General features: G+C 44.0%; 14 protein-coding genes. 6 read left to right on the top strand and 8 right to left on the bottom strand.

Annotated elements, in window-relative coordinates; translation table 11 throughout:
• Position 1 precedes the first annotated feature (1 nt).
• Both JMX94_RS00390 and coaD read right to left on the bottom strand, forming a co-directional pair.
• Positions 2 to 250: a YfhL family 4Fe-4S dicluster ferredoxin gene (locus JMX94_RS00390; RefSeq protein WP_201562243.1), complete on the bottom strand. Its 249-nt coding sequence runs from the start codon at positions 248 to 250 to the stop codon at positions 2 to 4.
• Positions 251 to 418: 168 nt separating this feature from the next.
• A complete protein-coding gene (coaD, locus tag JMX94_RS00395) occupies positions 419 to 928 on the bottom strand; it encodes a pantetheine-phosphate adenylyltransferase (RefSeq protein WP_201562245.1) in 510 nt (169 codons plus the stop codon).
• A 295-nt stretch (positions 929 to 1223) separates the two neighbouring features.
• Between coaD and smpB the strand changes: the two genes are divergently transcribed.
• Positions 1224 to 1700 carry an SsrA-binding protein SmpB gene (gene smpB / locus JMX94_RS00400; protein ID WP_201562247.1) on the top strand — a complete coding sequence of 159 codons (477 nt, stop codon included), beginning with the start codon at positions 1224 to 1226 and terminating at the stop codon, positions 1698 to 1700.
• A 117-nt stretch (positions 1701 to 1817) separates the two neighbouring features.
• On the opposite strand, the gene rarD is transcribed toward smpB, so the two are convergent.
• Complete coding sequence (gene rarD / locus JMX94_RS00405; RefSeq protein ID WP_201562249.1) at positions 1818 to 2840, bottom strand: EamA family transporter RarD; 1023 nt, start codon at positions 2838 to 2840, stop codon at positions 1818 to 1820.
• Between the two features lie 243 nt (positions 2841 to 3083).
• Between rarD and JMX94_RS00410 the strand changes: the two genes are divergently transcribed.
• Complete coding sequence (locus JMX94_RS00410; protein WP_201562251.1) at positions 3084 to 3551, top strand: Lrp/AsnC family transcriptional regulator; 468 nt, start codon at positions 3084 to 3086, stop codon at positions 3549 to 3551.
• 26 nt (positions 3552 to 3577) lie between these two features.
• On the opposite strand, the gene JMX94_RS00415 is transcribed toward JMX94_RS00410, so the two are convergent.
• Entirely contained in the window at positions 3578 to 3880 is a 303-nt protein-coding gene (locus JMX94_RS00415) for a hypothetical protein (RefSeq protein ID WP_201562253.1), read from the bottom strand.
• 225 nt (positions 3881 to 4105) lie between these two features.
• Between JMX94_RS00415 and JMX94_RS00420 the strand changes: the two genes are divergently transcribed.
• From JMX94_RS00420 to JMX94_RS00435, 4 genes are all read left to right on the top strand, one after another.
• On the top strand, positions 4106 to 6553 hold the full coding sequence (locus tag JMX94_RS00420) for a YgiQ family radical SAM protein (protein ID WP_201562255.1): 2448 nt from the start codon (positions 4106 to 4108) through the stop codon (positions 6551 to 6553).
• Between the two features lie 447 nt (positions 6554 to 7000).
• Positions 7001 to 7408, top strand: a complete 408-nt coding sequence (locus JMX94_RS00425; protein WP_201562257.1) for a hypothetical protein — start codon at positions 7001 to 7003, stop codon at positions 7406 to 7408.
• A 250-nt stretch (positions 7409 to 7658) separates the two neighbouring features.
• Positions 7659 to 8213, top strand: a complete 555-nt coding sequence (locus JMX94_RS00430) for a hypothetical protein (protein WP_201562259.1) — start codon at positions 7659 to 7661, stop codon at positions 8211 to 8213.
• Positions 8214 to 8275: 62 nt separating this feature from the next.
• The gene (locus tag JMX94_RS00435) at positions 8276 to 8830 is read left to right on the top strand and encodes a transposase (RefSeq protein WP_201562261.1); all 555 of its coding nucleotides are present in this window, start codon (positions 8276 to 8278) and stop codon (positions 8828 to 8830) included.
• 49 nt (positions 8831 to 8879) lie between these two features.
• Here the strand turns inward: JMX94_RS00435 and JMX94_RS00440 are convergent, their stop codons facing one another.
• From JMX94_RS00440 to JMX94_RS00455, 4 genes are all read right to left on the bottom strand, one after another.
• On the bottom strand, positions 8880 to 9299 hold the full coding sequence (locus tag JMX94_RS00440; protein WP_201562263.1) for a hypothetical protein: 420 nt from the start codon (positions 9297 to 9299) through the stop codon (positions 8880 to 8882).
• A gap of 429 nt (positions 9300 to 9728) precedes the next feature.
• Complete coding sequence (ligA, locus tag JMX94_RS00445) at positions 9729 to 11828, bottom strand: NAD-dependent DNA ligase LigA (protein ID WP_201562265.1); 2100 nt, start codon at positions 11826 to 11828, stop codon at positions 9729 to 9731.
• A 238-nt stretch (positions 11829 to 12066) separates the two neighbouring features.
• Complete coding sequence (locus JMX94_RS00450; RefSeq protein WP_201562267.1) at positions 12067 to 13083, bottom strand: cell division protein ZipA C-terminal FtsZ-binding domain-containing protein; 1017 nt, start codon at positions 13081 to 13083, stop codon at positions 12067 to 12069.
• Between the two features lie 202 nt (positions 13084 to 13285).
• Positions 13286 to 17251, bottom strand: a complete 3966-nt coding sequence (locus JMX94_RS00455) for an AAA family ATPase (protein ID WP_201562269.1) — start codon at positions 17249 to 17251, stop codon at positions 13286 to 13288.
• Between the last annotated feature and the right edge of the window lie 90 nt (positions 17252 to 17341).

The raw sequence follows: 17341 nt of genomic DNA on the forward strand, positions 1-17341 counted from the left end.
ATTACTGACCGGTAATACGTTTGTATTTGGCGAGCAAATCACTCTCATTTTCGACGTGGTTTGGGTCATGAGGAATGCAGTCAACCGGACAGATGACGACGCATTGTGGCTCATCAAAGTGGCCGACGCATTCGGTGCATAAATCGGGGTCAATGACATAAATATCATCGCCCTCTGAGATGGCTTCATTGGGGCAAGCAGGCTCGCAAACATCACAATTGATGCATTCATCGGTAATTAATAACGCCATAAACTGCTCCTTATTTGCTAGCAGCTGATAATAAATGAGTACATTCGTTGTTTACTACTAAACTCAATATTTGACATTCAGCCAATATTGAATGCTCACTTAGCGAAAGTTCATTTAGTAAACGCTCAACTTAGTAAGCACTTAGCTTAGTAAATATTCAGCTTAATACTAACTACTGAGTTTTTGTATAAAGGCTTCTGAGACGCATGGTGGCACAAACTTGGTCACATCACCGCCAAGCTTGGCAATCTCACGAATCATCGTTGATGAGATAAATGAATAGTTCTGTGATGGCGTTAAAAATACCGCTTCAAAGTTTTCATCAAGCTCGCGGTTCATATTGGCAAGCTGAAACTCGTATTCAAAGTCTGACATGGCTCGCAAGCCGCGCAATACCGCCGTGGCGTTCTTTTCGCGCATAAAGTCGACCAGCAAGCCTTCAAAGCCAATCACCGACACTTGCGGTAAATCAGCAAATACGGTTTCGACCAAATGAACGCGCTCCTCAAAGTCGAATAATGGCTTTTTATGATGTCCTGAGGCCACAGCGATGACCACCTCGTCGAACAGTTTCGTCGCCCGTTTAACCAAGTCTACATGACCATTGGTAATAGGATCGAAGGTACCAGGGTATAAAATCTTAGTATGCAGTTTTGATGAAGTAGCAGAAAGGCTCATAACAGGACTAATATGGTTAATGGTAATGCCCCATATGCTAGCAAATTTTACTCAAACTTAATACTTATCTGCTACATTTGTCCTAACAGTCGATTTACCTTTTCGCCGTCTGCTTTGCTACAATAGTCGGTTCGACTCATCCCTTTTGCTACGCTTGATTTGCCATGCTCGATATGACAAACCAGCATGACAAAAAAAATCCCTATTAAAGGGTTAGGATGAGGAATAGTTAGACTGGGACACTGTATGTTGAAGCGATACGAGAACAATATATTAAAGTCCTTATGGAGAAATTATGTCAAAAAAATCAAAAAAACCTGACAATCAAATTTGCGCCAATAAAAAAGCTCGTCATGAGTATTTTATTGAAGAGACGTTTGAGGCAGGTCTATCGTTACAAGGTTGGGAAGTTAAAGCCATTCGTGCCGGTAAAATGACCATTACCGAAGCTTATATTATCTTTCGTAATAATGAGGCGTTTTTGTTTGGTGCCCATATTCAGCCGCTGCTCTCAAGCTCAACGCATGTGAGCCCTGATAGCATCCGTACCCGTAAGCTGCTGCTCAATCGCCGCGAAATCGAAAAACTTATGGGTGCGGTCAATCAAAAAGGCTATGCTTGTGTGCCGTTATCTTGCTACTGGAAAAACTCGCTGGTGAAATGCCAAATTGCCCTAGCATTAGGTAAAAAACAGCATGATAAACGTAAAACCCTTAAAGACCGCGACTGGGAACGTGATAAGCAGCGCGGCTTTAAACAGCATTTAGATTAAAAGACGCTATCAGCGATTCATTTTAATCTAATGTAAGAAGGACGATTCAGCATACTGTTGAATCGTCCTTTTTTATTTGGCAAATAAGTTAAATCAATCAATTTAGTGCATCTATTTTCAAACCGTTTGGGCTGTTTTATTAAACTGCGACTGCTTATGAGCGCGGCGTAATTGACGGATACCATGCACAATTAAGCAAGCTATACCCAACCAAATCAGACCATAGCTATAAATCATCGCTGATTCAAAAGGATTGCCCAATATCGTAATGGCCAAGATAAATAATAAAGCGGGCTCTATATAACTCATCATACCGTAGACATTGACGGGTAGCATTTGACTGGCATCGACATTGGTTTTCATCGCAATCACGCTAAGCACACCCAATCCTGTCAGCATCATGATAATAAAGCCAGAACCGCCAACTATTTCTAAACTGCTCGGCGCAATGAATAATAAATAGGCTAGCGCAAACGGCGCAAAGATGGTCAAATCAACCAACAATCCAGTAATCGCACCGATACCTTGCAAACGGCGCAAAATATAATAAATAGGATAGCTGCCGCAAACCCATAACGTCGCCCACGATATGCTTTGCGTGCGCACAATCTCACTGCCCACACCGACAGCGGCAAAAGCAACCGCCAACCATTGCAGACGGCTTAATTTCTCGCCAAACAAGACGCAGCCAAATATAACCATCATCAGTGGAAACAGAAAATAACCCATTGCCGTTTTTACGCCTTGACCGTTAACTGGCGCCCACATAAACAGCCAAAACTGACTTAAAAATATCGGTGTAGGCAATAGTAACCATACCCACTGCTTAACGGTTCGGAGCGCTCTCAACTTATTAATATGCAAACCCAAGCGCCCACTAATCACAAGATAGCCGATTAGCGCGGCCCACATTGCCAGCATCCGCCAGATAAATACTTGCGTCCCAGATAACGGCGCTAAAAAACTGCTATAAGCATAAAGTACGCCAAACAACAGATTTGATAATATCGCCAATGCCACGCCCATGATTAGCGTGCGCTGTTGTTTGCTGCCAGCTGTCCACACCGCAGGCAATGGCAGACGCGAAACCGTATTTTCTAGCGTATTAGCAAAAACATGAGATAGCGTTGAGTGAGACATAGTAAACACCGTAAATATAAATAAACGTTAGATAACCCAACTGCTTTTTATTTTGCTTGCCGGTTTGGATTGATAGGGTGTATTTTACGGTGGCATAAAGAGAAATTATCTCTATATAGACATATTTATGAGTAAAACTATCTATTTTATGATTAAATTATGACTATTTTCTTATATTCATAATTTATAACGATAATATTTATAATAGATTTTAAATAATTATGATTTTTAGAGCCAAATACTATGAGCCATATTTTAGACAATACCGATAAAGCCATTTTAAATTTGCTACAGGACGATGCGAGCTTACCGTTAAAAACGGTGGCAGAACGCGTGCATGTCTCTATCGCTACGGCTCAGCGCCGCATTCAGGCATTGATAGATAACGGAATAATTACCAAACAAGTCGCTATCGTTGACCCAAATAAAGTGGGTTACGGGCTTACGGCGGTGGTAATGATAGAGATGTCGCGCTCCAATACCTCGATGCAGCATCGATTTGAGCGCTTAATGCATGATCAGCCACGGGTGATGAGCTGTTATGAAGTGTCGGGTGATGCAGATTTTATGTTGATGGTCAATGCCAAAAATATGAATGACTATCATGGATTTACGCGTAATTTGCTGACTTACGAGAATAATGTACGTAGCTTTAAAAGCCAATTTGTGATGAATTTTACGAAGAGTGGGACGAAGATTTTACTCGATTGATAGCGATTAAAAAATGAATAGTAAGGTTAGCTTTTAATCGCTCTTAAATAAAGCAAATACGGCACAGCAAAAATAACAGCCAATAGCCCATAGAGCGATATAATTAATAAGAATGAGCCGAAATCAATACCGCCTTTACTCAAATTCATCAAATACTCAAATGTAATTAACGCCATTCCAGCTACTGGGAAAAAAAGCGCCACTAAAAGATGTTTGACTGTGAATGATTTACTTCGATATAAGCTGTTTCTTTGAAAGCTAACCACTGCTATCAAGTGAATAATGGATATTAACGGCATAAAAAATACCAATAACAGCATCGCAAGCATGATGTTTCCTCATCAGGAGGATTATTAATGTCTACTATATCGCAGTTTTTACCACGCGTTTAATTTTATTGTCTACTATCAATTACTTATCTTCTTATTAGTACTAATCAGCACTCACATCCTGAGCGTAATTCATGTTAAAATGAGCGCTTTTAAATTAGCCGTTAATATTTCTGATAAATAACGGCTTTTTTTAGTGCCATTTTCTAATTAACAGGTCCGCTCATGTCTGCCGATACCATCGCCCGTACCGCCTTTAAACAAGGCACCAAACCACTTTACGACTACGACAAACATTGGGCGAGCTGCTACGAGCCTGCGCCTTATTTGCCGATGAGCCGCAAAGAGATGGACGATTTGGGCTGGGATGCCTGTGATGTCATCATCATCTCAGGCGATGCCTATGTCGACCATCCAAGCTTTGGCATGGCGATTATCGGCCGCTTATTAGAAGCACAAGGCTTTCGCGTCGGTATCATTGCCCAGCCAGATTGGAAGAGCAAAGATGCCTTTATGGAGCTTGGTAAACCGGTTTACGCGTATGGTGTGACCGCCGGCAACATGGACAGCATGATTAACCGTTATACCGCTGATCGTAAGATCCGTAGCGATGATGCTTACTCGCCGGGCAACGTCGCGGACAAACGTCCTGACCGCGCCGCCATCGTATATAGCCAACGCTGCCGTGAAGCCTATCCTGATGTGCCGATTATCTTAGGCGGTATCGAAGGCAGTCTACGTCGTATCGCGCATTATGACTATTGGTCAGATAAAGTCCGCCGCAGTATTTTGATCGACGCCCGTGCCGATGTCTTATTGTATGGTAACGCTGAGCGTGCCATCGTCGATGTGGTACATGGTCTATCAAAAGGCTACACGTTTGAGCAAATGAGCAAACTGCGCGGTACAGCGTATTTATTGACCCCGACTCGTCGCCATTGGCAAGCAGGCATGACCGAAGTTGCCAGTAATGATGTCGATACCGTCGGTCGCGTCGATCCAATTATCAATCCATACGTGATGACCGAAGACGTTGATAGCTGCAAAATTGAACAAGAAAAGCCATCTGACTCACCGGTCGGACAAGCTATGACAGGCATGTCCGCGCAGTATCAGGGCTTTGTTGCAGAACCTGTGACCAATAAAGTATTGAATGCTGAGCAAGTGGACGAAGAGACGCAAGTGGTACAAATGCGCGGCTTTAATAAACCGATGACAGCACGTAAGCATAAAATTAAAATGCCGCCACGTGAACAAACCGTTATTCGTCTGCCGGATTACGAACACGTCAAATCTGACCCTGTTTTATACGCGCATGCCAGCCGTATCTTACACCTTGAGACCAACCCCGGTAACGCGCGTGCGCTAGTGCAGCGTCATAGTAGCGGTGCCGGTAACTCACATACCTCGATTGACGTTTGGCTCAATCCGCCACCGATTCCGCTTTCAACCGAAGAGATGGATTACGTCTTTGATTTGCCGTATGCACGCCTACCGCATCCAAGCTATAGCGATGCGCGCATCCCTGCTTATGACATGATTAAATTTTCGGTCAATATCATGCGCGGCTGTTTTGGTGGTTGTACGTTCTGCTCAATTACCGAGCATGAAGGTCGTATTATTCAGAACCGCTCAGAAGAATCTATCTTGCGTGAAGTCGAAGCGATTCGTGATACTGCGCCAAACTTTACCGGTGTGATATCTGACCTTGGTGGTCCAACAGCCAATATGTATCGCCTCAACTGTAAAGATGAGACCATTGAGAAAAACTGCCGCAAGCCGTCTTGCGTCTATCCTGATGTTTGCGAAAACCTGATTACCGATCACAGTAATTTGACTCAGTTATATCGTAAAGCACGTGATATCAAAGGCGTGAAAAAAATCCTTATCGCCTCAGGTTTGCGTTACGACTTAGCGATTAAAGACCCTGAATATGTCAAAGAATTGGTCAGTCATCATGTCGGTGGTTATCTAAAGATTGCCCCTGAGCATTCTGAAGAAGCGGTTCTGTCAAAAATGATGAAGCCCGGCATGGGCAATTACGATAAATTCAAAGCCATGTTTGAACAGTACAGCCAAGAAGCAGGCAAAGAGCAATATCTGATTCCTTACTTTATCGCCGCCCATCCCGGCACCAAAGATGAAGATATGATGAACCTTGCGCTGTGGCTAAAAAGCCACGGCTACCGCGCTGACCAGGTACAGGCGTTTTATCCAAGCCCGATGGCGACCGCGACCACCATGTATCATACCCATAAAGACCCGCTGCATAAAATCAGCCGTGACGAAGGTGACATGGATATCGTCAAATCTGGCAAGCAACGTAAATTACATAAAGCTTTCTTACGCTATCACGATCCAAAAAATTGGGTACTATTGCGTAAAGCGCTGCAAGATATGGGACGCAGTGACTTGATTGGTAAAAACCGTGGCTGCTTAATCCCGCCGTTTAATGCCAGTTTAGAAGGTCGCGATGCGGCGCAAGATAGCTACCAATCGGCGCGTAAAAAGAACAGCCGCTTGGGTAATGACTCAGTGAAGCGCAGCAATAATAGTCCTAGCGCTGCAAAAAACACTTCGGGCAAAAACACATCTAGTAAGAATACCAAGAAAGTCAGCAAAGGTAACTTTCAAACGCAGCATACTGGTCTGCCACCGCGTAAGACCAAATAAATTAAATAGCTGTAAGTGAAATAGCTATTAGTAATTGTGGCTAAATAAGTTAGAAATATTTACTTAAGCTCAAACCAAAGCGCCTATCGACTCATCAGTCGATAGGCGCTTTTTTATATTCTTGATATTTTATATTTTTGATAAAAGTCGGCTGACTTCTTCGCCTATTTCCATAGCGATATATTTGCCGCTTCACTAATTTAAGCTTAGCTATTTTACAAAGGCTGTTAAGTGCAGCGTTACATTAGTCAGTGTTTTAGTAACTTAGTGAACACGTAACAAACAATTTCTAACATTATGCGGAAAGCCTTTTCGATAACATATGCGCTATATGCTTAACGCATAGTGAAAAAATACATTGTTCAAAAAGCATAGTTTAAAAAAGTATAGGTAAAACGCCTAGTTAAAAATAAATATATTATAAATGATATAATTTTGGAGACAACCATGAACACCCTAACTAAATTTGCTGTTGCCCTACCTACTCTTGCTCTACTAAGCGCATGTGCGACTACCGCGCCTACTACCCCAAATAAAACCCCTGCTTCAGAAAGCGTGACCGATGTCGCTTATGACCGTATGGCGCCAGCACCTTATACTTGTACTGATGGCAGCAAAATCTTGGCAAAACAGTCAATCAATAAAAAACAAGTCATGCTAGACGCGACGTTACCTAAAGTGAACTGGGCAAATCAGCCAATTATCCTAAATGGTGGCGTCCAAGGTGATACCGCAAGCTATGTCAACGAATCAAACTCTGAAGTCGTCTATGCATGGCATATGAAAGGCGATAAAGGTATCTTTGCGATGAAATGGGCTGACGGTAAAGAATACCAAGTAAACTGCCAAATTTAAGCAGCTGATATAGATATTAAAACTAAAGCATAATAATTATTAAACAGTCATCAAACGGTGGCTGTTTTTTTATGGCTGTAAGCTTAAAAACATCCTTGCCAATACGTTATTTTTTATCCCAGTTGTCTCTCGTTTGATAATAATAAGAAATAGCCTTTTGCAGCATTTAGCTAGAGAAGCACGCTGAAAGCTGTCAAAATAGCCCATCTATAAAAATAGCTTATGACTCATAAATAAAGAGGATAACTCAATGGTAAAGCGCTTATTAAGTATGATGATAATGGCTATTGCGAGTATGTTGGCGCTAACGGGCTGCGATAATAGCGCTGACAATTCTAATGGCACTGATAGCGTTGATAGTTCTGATAAAACTTCTGTAACCGCAGCAACACCTGAGGCGGCAAAAGTTAATACTATTGATTGGTCATTGGTCGCAAGCGGCGAAAAAGCTGTTGACCCTGCCAATTATAAATATCCGTTTGCGCTCGATAGCCAAAATGTGCGCGATTATGCGGAATATTTCGATGTGGATAATGCCACCGCGCAGCACAATCTGACGATAAGTATGGCAAGCAATGAAGCGCTATCAAAGCTGCTCGATCAGCTTAGCGATAGCTATACCTCACATGAAATCATTGATAGTAAAGAGATGAAGCTTGTCATCCATACCACGCCTGATGTCGCTGCCAGTCGCTATGATTATGTACTGTCAGATGACTTTGCGAAAGGGCTAGTATTGCCGATTGAAATTAAGCCAGATGGTAAGAAAAGTGATGTGAAGGGGCATGGAGAGGTGCAAGAATAGTTTAATTTGTAGGGTGCGCCCTGCGCACCGATAAAATATCAAAATTCATACGGCAAATACAAATGTCACAATACATCCGCTCACACACGAAAGGCGCTACTTACTTTTTTACTTTGGTGTCATACAATCGAAGAAACATACTGTGCGAAGATGACTTCTTACAAGCATTTAAGAAAAGTATCAAACAGGTGCAACAACAATATCCTTTTGAAATTATTGCATGGGTGCAACTACCCGATCATCTACACTGTATTTGGAGAATGCCTACTGACGAGGCCAATTATAGTATGCGTTGGTCGCAGATCAAACGCTTAACCACCCAAGCTTGTCCGCAATATCATTTACCAATAGATGATTTAAGCCGTTCAAAAGTTAAAAGAAACGAAAGAGGTATTTGGCAACGGCGATTTTATGAGCATCAGATAAAGGATGAAGTTGATTTTATAAGACATATGGATTATCTACATTTCAATCCTGTTAAACATGGATTGGTTGGTAAAGTGTCGGAGTGGCCATATTCAAGCTTTCATCGTTATGTGAAGCAAAGTCTTTATATGGAAGATTGGGGTAACAATTCGATGGATTTTACGGAGAATTTTTCAGATAGATTGGAGTAGTTTGCTTTATCTGGTGAGCTGGGCGCACCCTACCTCTGCTTCAAATATCTCAAGTAAACATATCTACAGCATCATTAATTAGAGACTTTCTCCAATCTACAATATCTTGATTATGAGCTATAAAATTTGTCAATTTTTTATAAGCTTTTACAACTCTTCCGCCACTTAAAGGTTCGTCAATACTATCAATAATTTCAAAAGCATGGTGGGCAACTTCAAAGTTACCGCTAATCAGTAAATCAACGGCTAAGTCAAATGAAAGAGCTCCAGGAAACTCTAAAAGACAATAAACAAATGTACCTCTACAGTTAACATTATTTTCCATAACAATTAGTCTATGCAAACTTTCTAGAATCCTATTATCTCTAGTTTTTGATGCAGACAAAGCTACCCTATTTTTTGTAAGAATATCTACGGTTGGATCATCTAATATGTACCTAATATCATCTAGACTTTTTTTATTTAGCATTTGGTTCCCATAGGCCTACCCACGTATCAGATGGTCTCGGATAGATTGGTTTAGTGATGGTAGGGTGCGCCCAGCGCACTAACAAATTCATAAAAAACAATAAATTGAACATACTACTTTAACGGGATTATTTTACGCCTAATCTATTTCTCAAATAATACACATAAATTTAAAATCCGTTTCTTAAAGGTGCGCGGGGCGCACCCTACACTTTTATATCCAAAGTTTTATCTTACGCGAGTGAATAACAAAATGTCAATACGAGGCTCGAACACAACAGGAAAACTGTGCGCGAGGGACGAGCGCCGAGTGAACCATTAAAGAAAGACGGCTCATGACCCGCATATTTGCCCACTATTAAAGCAAGCGATGCTGAGGCCATGCTTTTCCGTTTCTGTCTTTTTCCTCTTTTAATGGCAAGGACTTGCCCTACTCCCTAACCAACACCAAGAACTCTTCTTCATCCACCACTTTCACACCCAATTTTTCTGCTTTGGTCAGTTTGGAGCCAGCTTTATCACCTGCCAATAGTGCAGTGGTTTTTGCCGAAATACTCCCTGATACTTTGGCACCAAGCGCTTGCAGTTTGGCTTTGGCTTCATCGCGCGCCATGCTATCAAGTGCGCCAGTGATGACCCATGTTTGCCCATCGAGCGGCAATCCCTCTGCCACCACTTGCTCAACCTTATCCCAATGCACGCCCGCTTCGCGCAGTGCGGTGATGACTTCGATATTGTGCGGCGCACGGAAAAATTTATAAGCAAGCTCAGCGGTGATTGCGCCAACGTCAGGCGTTTGTAGGAGCTTGTCGATATCTGCTGCCATCAGGCTATCAAGGTCGCCAAATTGCTGTGCCAAATTCTGCGCCGTGGTCTCACCGACGCCGCGAATACCAAGCGCATAGATAAAGCGTGCGAGTGTCGTCTGTTTACTGGTTTCAATGGCGCTGAGGATATTTTGTACTGATTTTTCCCCTAGTTTTTCAAGCGTAATCAGCTCGTCTTGATGTTTATGCAACTGATAGATATCGGCGACGGTCTTGACCAAACCGTGCTCAAAAAAGCTAATCAGCCAACTTGCGCCTAAGCCATCGATATCCATCGCCCGACGCGAGACAAAATGAATAAGCGCTTCTTGCTGCTGCGCCGGACAAAATAAACCACCGGTACAACGTGCCAACGCTTCACCTTCAGGCAATACCACAGGGGAGTCGCATACAGGGCAAGTCGATGGCAATTTAACAGGTTCTGAATCTGCTGGACGCTGATCTGTCCAAACGCGGGTGACTTTGGGGATGACATCGCCTGCACGGTGGACGCTGACCATATCGCCTGCGCGCACATCCAAGCGCTGAATTTCACCAAAGTTATGCAAGGTAACATTGCTGACGGTAACGCCGCCGACTTTGACTGGCTCTAACTTACCAACTGGGGTGATTTGTCCGGTGCGTCCGACTTGCCATTCGATATCGTTTAGACGCGTCATGACCGTTTCGGCAGGGAATTTATAGGCGGTTGCCCAGCGCGGCTCACGCGATAAAAAGCCAAGCTGCTGCTGCAATGCCAAGTTATTAACCTTGATGACCATGCCATCAATTTCAAACGGCAGTTTACTACGCGTTTCAATCATCGACTCATAATAGGATTGGGCTTCGCGTGGGTTTTTTACCACTCTCACCGCGCTGACGCTAAAACCAATGTCACCAAGCCAAGCCAAGGCGGCTGATTGGGTTTTGATAGTCTCAGGTAGACCTTGATTGACTGAATAGCAGTAAAATGCCAGCGGACGGCTGGCAGCAATAGCGGGGTCAAGCTGACGTAAGCTACCAGCGGCGGCATTACGTGGATTGGCAAAGGTTTTATCGCCTTTTTCTTCCGCTAAGCGATTCAGACGCTCAAAGCCGGCTTTTGGCATCAGCACTTCACCACGCACTTCCAGTAATGGAATATCGCTTGCAGCAGTAAGCCAAAGCGGCAAATTGCGAATGGTTTTGGCATTTTGGGTGATATCCTCGCCCGTTTGCCCATCACCGCGTGTCACTGCTTGGATAAATTTGCCATAAGCGTATTTGAGTGACACCGCCAAGCCATCAAGCTTTAGCTCCATCTCATATTCAGGATTTTTCTGCGCATCATTGAGTCGATCATTAACGCGGCGCATAAAGGTATGCAACTCGTCATAATCAAAAACATTACCCAGTGACAACATCGGAATATCATGGGTAACTTGGGTAAAGGCTGACAGTGGCATATCGCCAACCTGATTGATCGGACTGTCAGGCTGTACCAAATCTGGATATTGTTCTTCGAGCTCAAGTAAAGAGCGACGCAACTGATCGTATTCGCTGTCTTCTAAAATCGGATTGTCGAGCACATAATAAGCATAATTATGCGTCTTTAAATTATCAATAAGCGTGCGCATTTGGGTGGCGATAGCAGCATCATTGCTTGCAGATTGTGCAGTATTACTGTCTTTATTCATCTCTTTATTCATGTCTTTAGAGGTAAGCGGTGCGATAGGATCAGTCATAGTCGGCGTCTTTTTTTTGCGATTCAAGATGCCGATATGATAACAAGTTTGCAGGATGCTCGGATATGATTTTGTAGAAAACTAATTCTGTAGAAAATCGATTCTGTAGAAAACCAAGTTGATAGAAAATCGGGCGAATGATACGCTCTTCAATTAAAAGTTGAAAATTAAAAAAGGCAAATAACATCAAGCGCTATTTGCCTTTAGAAGTAATTTTAACTGTTTATCTATTTAGACTTTAACCTTCATAATCGCGAACTTGGTTACGCAACTGCTGCTTGTATTCCGGAGTAATTGGTTCGTTCTCTTCATCGAGCATAACGGCGTCCAAATCACTGGCCATCATATAGGCGATGCTCATCATACTATCGAAACTACGCAGCGCTTGTGGGTGCGGCAAGGATAAAAATACCACCACGCCGTTATAAGTATTGGTCGCCACGCTATGCGGGTCAAAAGGCGCGATACCACTATCAGTAATGCCCATCATACTAAACCACAGCATGCCAGTGCCGTCTTTTTGCTCATAGCGATGGAACATATTCATCGCGCCATAGCGTAGACCGTATTTATCAATTAACGCTAGTAAATCGCGACCACGGATAATCGCAGCGGGGCGGTCACGGTATTGGTGCGGCAAGATAGTAATGTTGATGTTGTCTTTGGCATTGATTAACGGACCGTTTTGCGCTTCATCAACCGGCTCTGAGAGATGCTGATCGAGTATCGGGCTATTATTATCAAAGCTTGGCTCGTCTGCGGTATCAATCACTGGCATCAGGCTGTCGGTTGCAGAGACCAAGCTTGAAAACGCATCTGGCTCTTGTTCGATATTCATCTGCTCAGCAGTAGATACAAACTCGCTATCATCAGCATGCTGCTGCTCATTTTGCCAGCGCGCATAGTCGGCGTCATCTATAACGTCATTATTAGTGTCATTTATCTCGCCACGACCAGCCGTTAGCTGTGCATCGACATGGGTATGCGACTGGGTCAAAGGTTCTTCTTCAACGACCGCATCCAAATAACTGCGATCAGGGCCGATGCTGGTTTCGCCCGCGACCGTATCGTCTAAGTCTGGTTGATCAACGATATTGCGCTCGTGGCGCGGTATGATTGGGATACCGTTTTTATCATAATTGACCGCGGCAGCCTCAGCAGTTTTGCGACGCTTAAAGCTGCGAATGACCATAAATAGCCCTGCAAGCACGATAAATGCGGCAATGGCGATTAATATAAACTGGATAGCGGTCATGAGAAATACATCCTAATATATGACAAAAGGGAAGATATAAGAGTGAATAAATGGCAATAGTCTAGCATGGCTGATTAATATCGTCACCATATAGTCATCGTTTATCATTAGCCCGAAATATTTGCGTGACTTTATATTCTAGCCCTAACTATACCACTAGCAATGGCTGCCAGTTATCAATTATTTTATTACTGGGCTGCTCTTAATCAGAAAGGTAACGCGCGGCTTCATCGAGCGAGACGCTAACCAAGGTAGAAATGCCTGCGCTTGGCATGGTAACACCTTTTAGCTCATCGGCAATCTGCATCGTCAGCTTATTATGGCTGATAAAAATAAACTGCAAGTCGTCTGCTAACTCATGAATGAGGCTAGTAAAGCGAGCAACGTTGGCATCATCAAGTGGCGCATCGACTTCATCAAGCACACAAAACGGGGCCGGATGCTGCTTAAATATCGCAAAAATTAAGCTTAGCGCGGTCAAGGTTTTCTCACCACCGGAAAGTACGGCAAGGCGACTATTGCGTTTGCCCTTTGGTTGCGCCATTAAAGTCAGCCCTGCCCGCCACTGCTCTGACTTTGGCGCATTAGCAGGCATATCGTCAGTATTGAGGGTTAAGCTTGCTTGCCCGCCACCAAAGACTTTGGCAAATAAATTGGCAAGCTCGCTATTGACCGCCTCAAGCGTCTGCATAAATAGCATTTTGGTGGTTTCATCAATCGAGGCAATCGCCTCCGTTAACGTCTCCATACTAGCAGCAATGTCTGCTGTCTGCTGCGCGAGTGGCTCTAAGCGCTCATTAACTTCTGCCAATTCTGCTACTGCAGCGAGATTGACCGCGCCAATTTTACTGAGCTGCTGCTCAAGCTTTGCGCGCTCAGAATTTAATTCTGCGATTTTTTCTGGACGCACACGGCGATCATGAGCGATAAAATCTGCTAATAAGTTTGAGACACTCATCACTTGTTGCTGATGCTGGGGCTGCTGCGCTATATCCGATTGCGCTTTATATTTATGGCTGACTTTATAGTAAGCATCTAGCGCTTCTTGCGTATGGCTGCTAGCATCCTCTAACCTCGCCGCGCTTAAGGCGAGCTCGGTGGCGAGGCGGGCAAGCTCACTTTGCTGCGTTTGCAAGGCGTTTTGCAGTGTATCTAGCTCGACCTGTTGCTGACTATATTCCTCTTTAAGCGCCGTTAATGCTGCCTCGCGTGTCGTTAATACTACTTGCTGGTCATCGCGCGCTGTCTGTGCAATTTGTAACGCTTCTTGCAAGGCTGGCAGTTTGTTTTGCTGCTGCTCATGACGCGCTTTTAGACTTTGTTCGCTTTGTAGCGATTTTTCATGCTGCGCAGTTGCCCGTTCAAGACTACTAACGCTATGTTCTAGTCGCATCTCACTTTGTTGAATACGAAGTTGCAATGCTTGCCAAGCGTCATCATCCGTTTGGCGCGCACGATTTAGCTCACTGCGCTCGGACTGCAATTGCTGACTTAATGCACGAGCGTCGGCTATTTGCGGCGTCAGCGCTGCTATCTCGCTTTGGATCTGCTGCTGCTCATGATTTAGAGTCTGCTGCTCTTGCTCTAATTCTTGTTGTTCTTGCTCAAGAGCAACTTTATCAGCATTTAGACGCTGGCTGTCTGCTTGTATTCGTTCAGCATTGGCGCGCTTAGTGGTAAGCTGCTGCTGGTATTGATGCTTATCGCGGGTTAATTGCTCAGCTTGCGCGCGCGTTTCCTCTACGCTAACTGTTAACGCATCATAGTTGCGCTGGTCATTGGCAATAGCCTTTTGCTGATCTTGTATTTTGGTTTCAAACTCATCAAGCAGATCTTCTAACGCTTGTAAACGGCTGCGCTGCTGTAAACGCTGGCTTAAGAATTGGCTATTGCTATCGTTTTGACCATTTTGCGCCCCAGCAAACTTGCTGAGATTAATCGTACCCTGACGACTGATAAGCCAACCGTCCGAGGTTAGTAAAATGGCTGATGATGGCAGTGCTTTTAAAATATCGGCAAGCGTATCAAGAGTCTGCTGATTATTAATTTCAGATTGCGCGATATATAAATAACATTGCTGCCAAAGCGTTAAGTTAGGTGCGGTAATCAGCTGTGATAAAGGCAGTATTTTATCAATTAAAGTATCTGGTAATTCGCTAATAAATAAATGGTCTTTAATCTCGCTTTGCTTAGCAGATAGCCACAAGCTATGACCAGTTTCTATTGAAGAATTGTCCTTTTTATTAATCTGTTCGTTTTTTGCAGCCTGATAAGTGAACAAACTCGTTAAGTCATGCTCAAGCGCTTGCCATAAGCTATTCTCTTTTTCAACGTCGCCGTTAACTTTTTCATTACTTAATTGTTTAGATACCAGCACATGACTATCGAGCCATAACGCCAATACGCTATCGAGTAACTCTGCGTGCTGCTGACCTTTCGCGCTTAACTCAATCTGCTCACGTAAGGTGGTGATAGCTAATTGGTCATAGTTATTTAATACTTGATTTTCTAAGTCAGTTTTTACTACATTGCTAGTTTTTACATTAGCAGACTGTTGCGATTTTGGTAGTGGTTTAGGATGCAATATTTGATGCAGAGTATCGTATTCCCCTGCCAAGACCGCATGACGTTTTTCATCCTCGCTCAACTCGCGTTGCTGCATGTTCAAGCGTTGTTGTAAATCATGGACTTGCGGTTGTAGTTCAGACAGGCGCTCATCAACGCTATCTTGTTGACGCTCAATCTGCTGCAACTGTTTATTTAGCTCAGTCACTTGCGTCTCTAATGTGCGCTGTAAATTATTCGCATCAGCCTGCTCTTGCCCATCACCATCAGCCTTGTCAGTATTGGCAGCTGGTGCTAGTGACTGTTGTAGTTGCTGCCATAGATTCTGCCAGTTTTGCTGGCGGCGCTGCCATTTATCATGGTTTTGCTGATGACGTTTTTGCGCTTGGTTATTAATGGCTTGCTGCTGCTCAAGCGTACGCGCATTATCTTGCAGGCGTGACAGCTTATTTTGCGCATCATGGTAGGCGCGCTGTAATGGTTGCTCATTGCGTTTATACGCTTCACGTTTATTTGTCAGTTCAATTAGCTGCGGACGCAATTCTTCTAGCACGTTTTGCTGCTCAACTTGCTCAGCTTTTAAGCGCTCAATCTCACCCACTGCTTGCTCACGCTGCTGCTCCAAGCTGGTAAGTTGCTGTGCGATAACGTTTAATTGTGATTTGGCATCGCTAAGCTCATGCTCAGCTTGTTGATAGCTTAGCTGCTGCTGATAATGGCTAATTTGCGCATCGTCTTTTAGCCACTGCTCTTGATTGATATGGTCAGCAAGCTTATCTTGCTTAGCTTTTAGAGTCTCATAGCTGGCTTGTAGTGTGGCGACTTCATTAGCGCTACGTTCATGGGCGATTTTTTGCTGCTGCTGATTATGCTTTGCTTGATACAGTTGCTGAATGGCAAGTTGTTGTTTAATATCAGCAAGTGTTAACGCTAACTCTTCATAACGCTCAGCACTGGCCGCTTGCTTAGATAAGCGTTTTTGTTGGCTGACCAGCTCGCTTTGCATATCGTGCAGACGTGCTAAATTATCCTGCGTCTTCTCAAGCTTCTTTTGCGTCTCTTCGCGGCGCGCTTGATAACGAGAAACCCCAGCTGCCTCTTCGATAAACTCACGCAGCTGCATGGGGCTAGACTCAACAATACGCCCAATCATACCCTGCTCGATGACTGCATAACTGCGCGCGCCAAGCCCAGTTCCCAAGAATACGTCGACCACATCACGGCGACGACAGCGCGTACCATTGATAAAATAATCCGAGCGCCCCTCCAAATTCACCTGACGGCGGACGGACAGCTCTTGATAGAGATTAAACTCATGGCGAATACCAGTCTGCTCGTCTTGCGTATGCTCAAAGGTCAGCTCGACGCTGGCGACACTTTTGGCCGCTTTATCTTGCGTACCGGCAAAGATAACATCACTCATCGCCCCGCCGCGTAGCTGCTTGGCAGAGGTTTCGCCCAGCACCCAGCGAATGGCATCGATGACGTTGGATTTGCCGCAGCCATTTGGCCCGACGATGGCGGTGATGCCATGACGGAAGGTAAAAGTCGTTGGATTGGCAAAGGATTTAAAGCCTGCCAGCTTTAGAGATTTTAGACGCATGAAGGATCAATAAACTTAGCAAAAACAGGCGGCTATTCTACCTCAAATTGTGCTAAATTTTTAGGGTTTGTGACAGATGCTATAATATGG

Source organism: Psychrobacter sp. CMS30 (assembly GCF_904846565.1).
Taxonomy (GTDB): domain Bacteria; phylum Pseudomonadota; class Gammaproteobacteria; order Pseudomonadales; family Moraxellaceae; genus Psychrobacter; species Psychrobacter maritimus.

Excerpts from the sequence above, each read along its gene's own strand:
- JMX94_RS00390 (WP_201562243.1), bottom strand. The coding sequence starts at position 250 with ATGGCGTTATTAATTACCGATGAATGCATCAATTGTGATGTTTGCGAG.
- JMX94_RS00440 (WP_201562263.1), bottom strand. The coding sequence starts at position 9,299 with ATGCTAAATAAAAAAAGTCTAGATGATATTAGGTACATATTAGATGAT.
- JMX94_RS00415 (WP_201562253.1), bottom strand. The coding sequence starts at position 3,880 with ATGCTTGCGATGCTGTTATTGGTATTTTTTATGCCGTTAATATCCATT.
- JMX94_RS00435 (WP_201562261.1), top strand. The coding sequence starts at position 8,276 with ATGTCACAATACATCCGCTCACACACGAAAGGCGCTACTTACTTTTTT.
- JMX94_RS00450 (WP_201562267.1), bottom strand. The coding sequence starts at position 13,083 with ATGACCGCTATCCAGTTTATATTAATCGCCATTGCCGCATTTATCGTG.
- coaD (WP_201562245.1), bottom strand. The coding sequence starts at position 928 with ATGAGCCTTTCTGCTACTTCATCAAAACTGCATACTAAGATTTTATAC.
- rarD (WP_201562249.1), bottom strand. The coding sequence starts at position 2,840 with ATGTCTCACTCAACGCTATCTCATGTTTTTGCTAATACGCTAGAAAAT.
- JMX94_RS00410 (WP_201562251.1), top strand. The coding sequence starts at position 3,084 with ATGAGCCATATTTTAGACAATACCGATAAAGCCATTTTAAATTTGCTA.
- ligA (WP_201562265.1), bottom strand. The coding sequence starts at position 11,828 with ATGACTGATCCTATCGCACCGCTTACCTCTAAAGACATGAATAAAGAG.
- JMX94_RS00455 (WP_201562269.1), bottom strand. The coding sequence starts at position 17,251 with ATGCGTCTAAAATCTCTAAAGCTGGCAGGCTTTAAATCCTTTGCCAAT.
- JMX94_RS00425 (WP_201562257.1), top strand. The coding sequence starts at position 7,001 with ATGAACACCCTAACTAAATTTGCTGTTGCCCTACCTACTCTTGCTCTA.
- smpB (WP_201562247.1), top strand. The coding sequence starts at position 1,224 with ATGTCAAAAAAATCAAAAAAACCTGACAATCAAATTTGCGCCAATAAA.
- JMX94_RS00430 (WP_201562259.1), top strand. The coding sequence starts at position 7,659 with ATGGTAAAGCGCTTATTAAGTATGATGATAATGGCTATTGCGAGTATG.
- JMX94_RS00420 (WP_201562255.1), top strand. The coding sequence starts at position 4,106 with ATGTCTGCCGATACCATCGCCCGTACCGCCTTTAAACAAGGCACCAAA.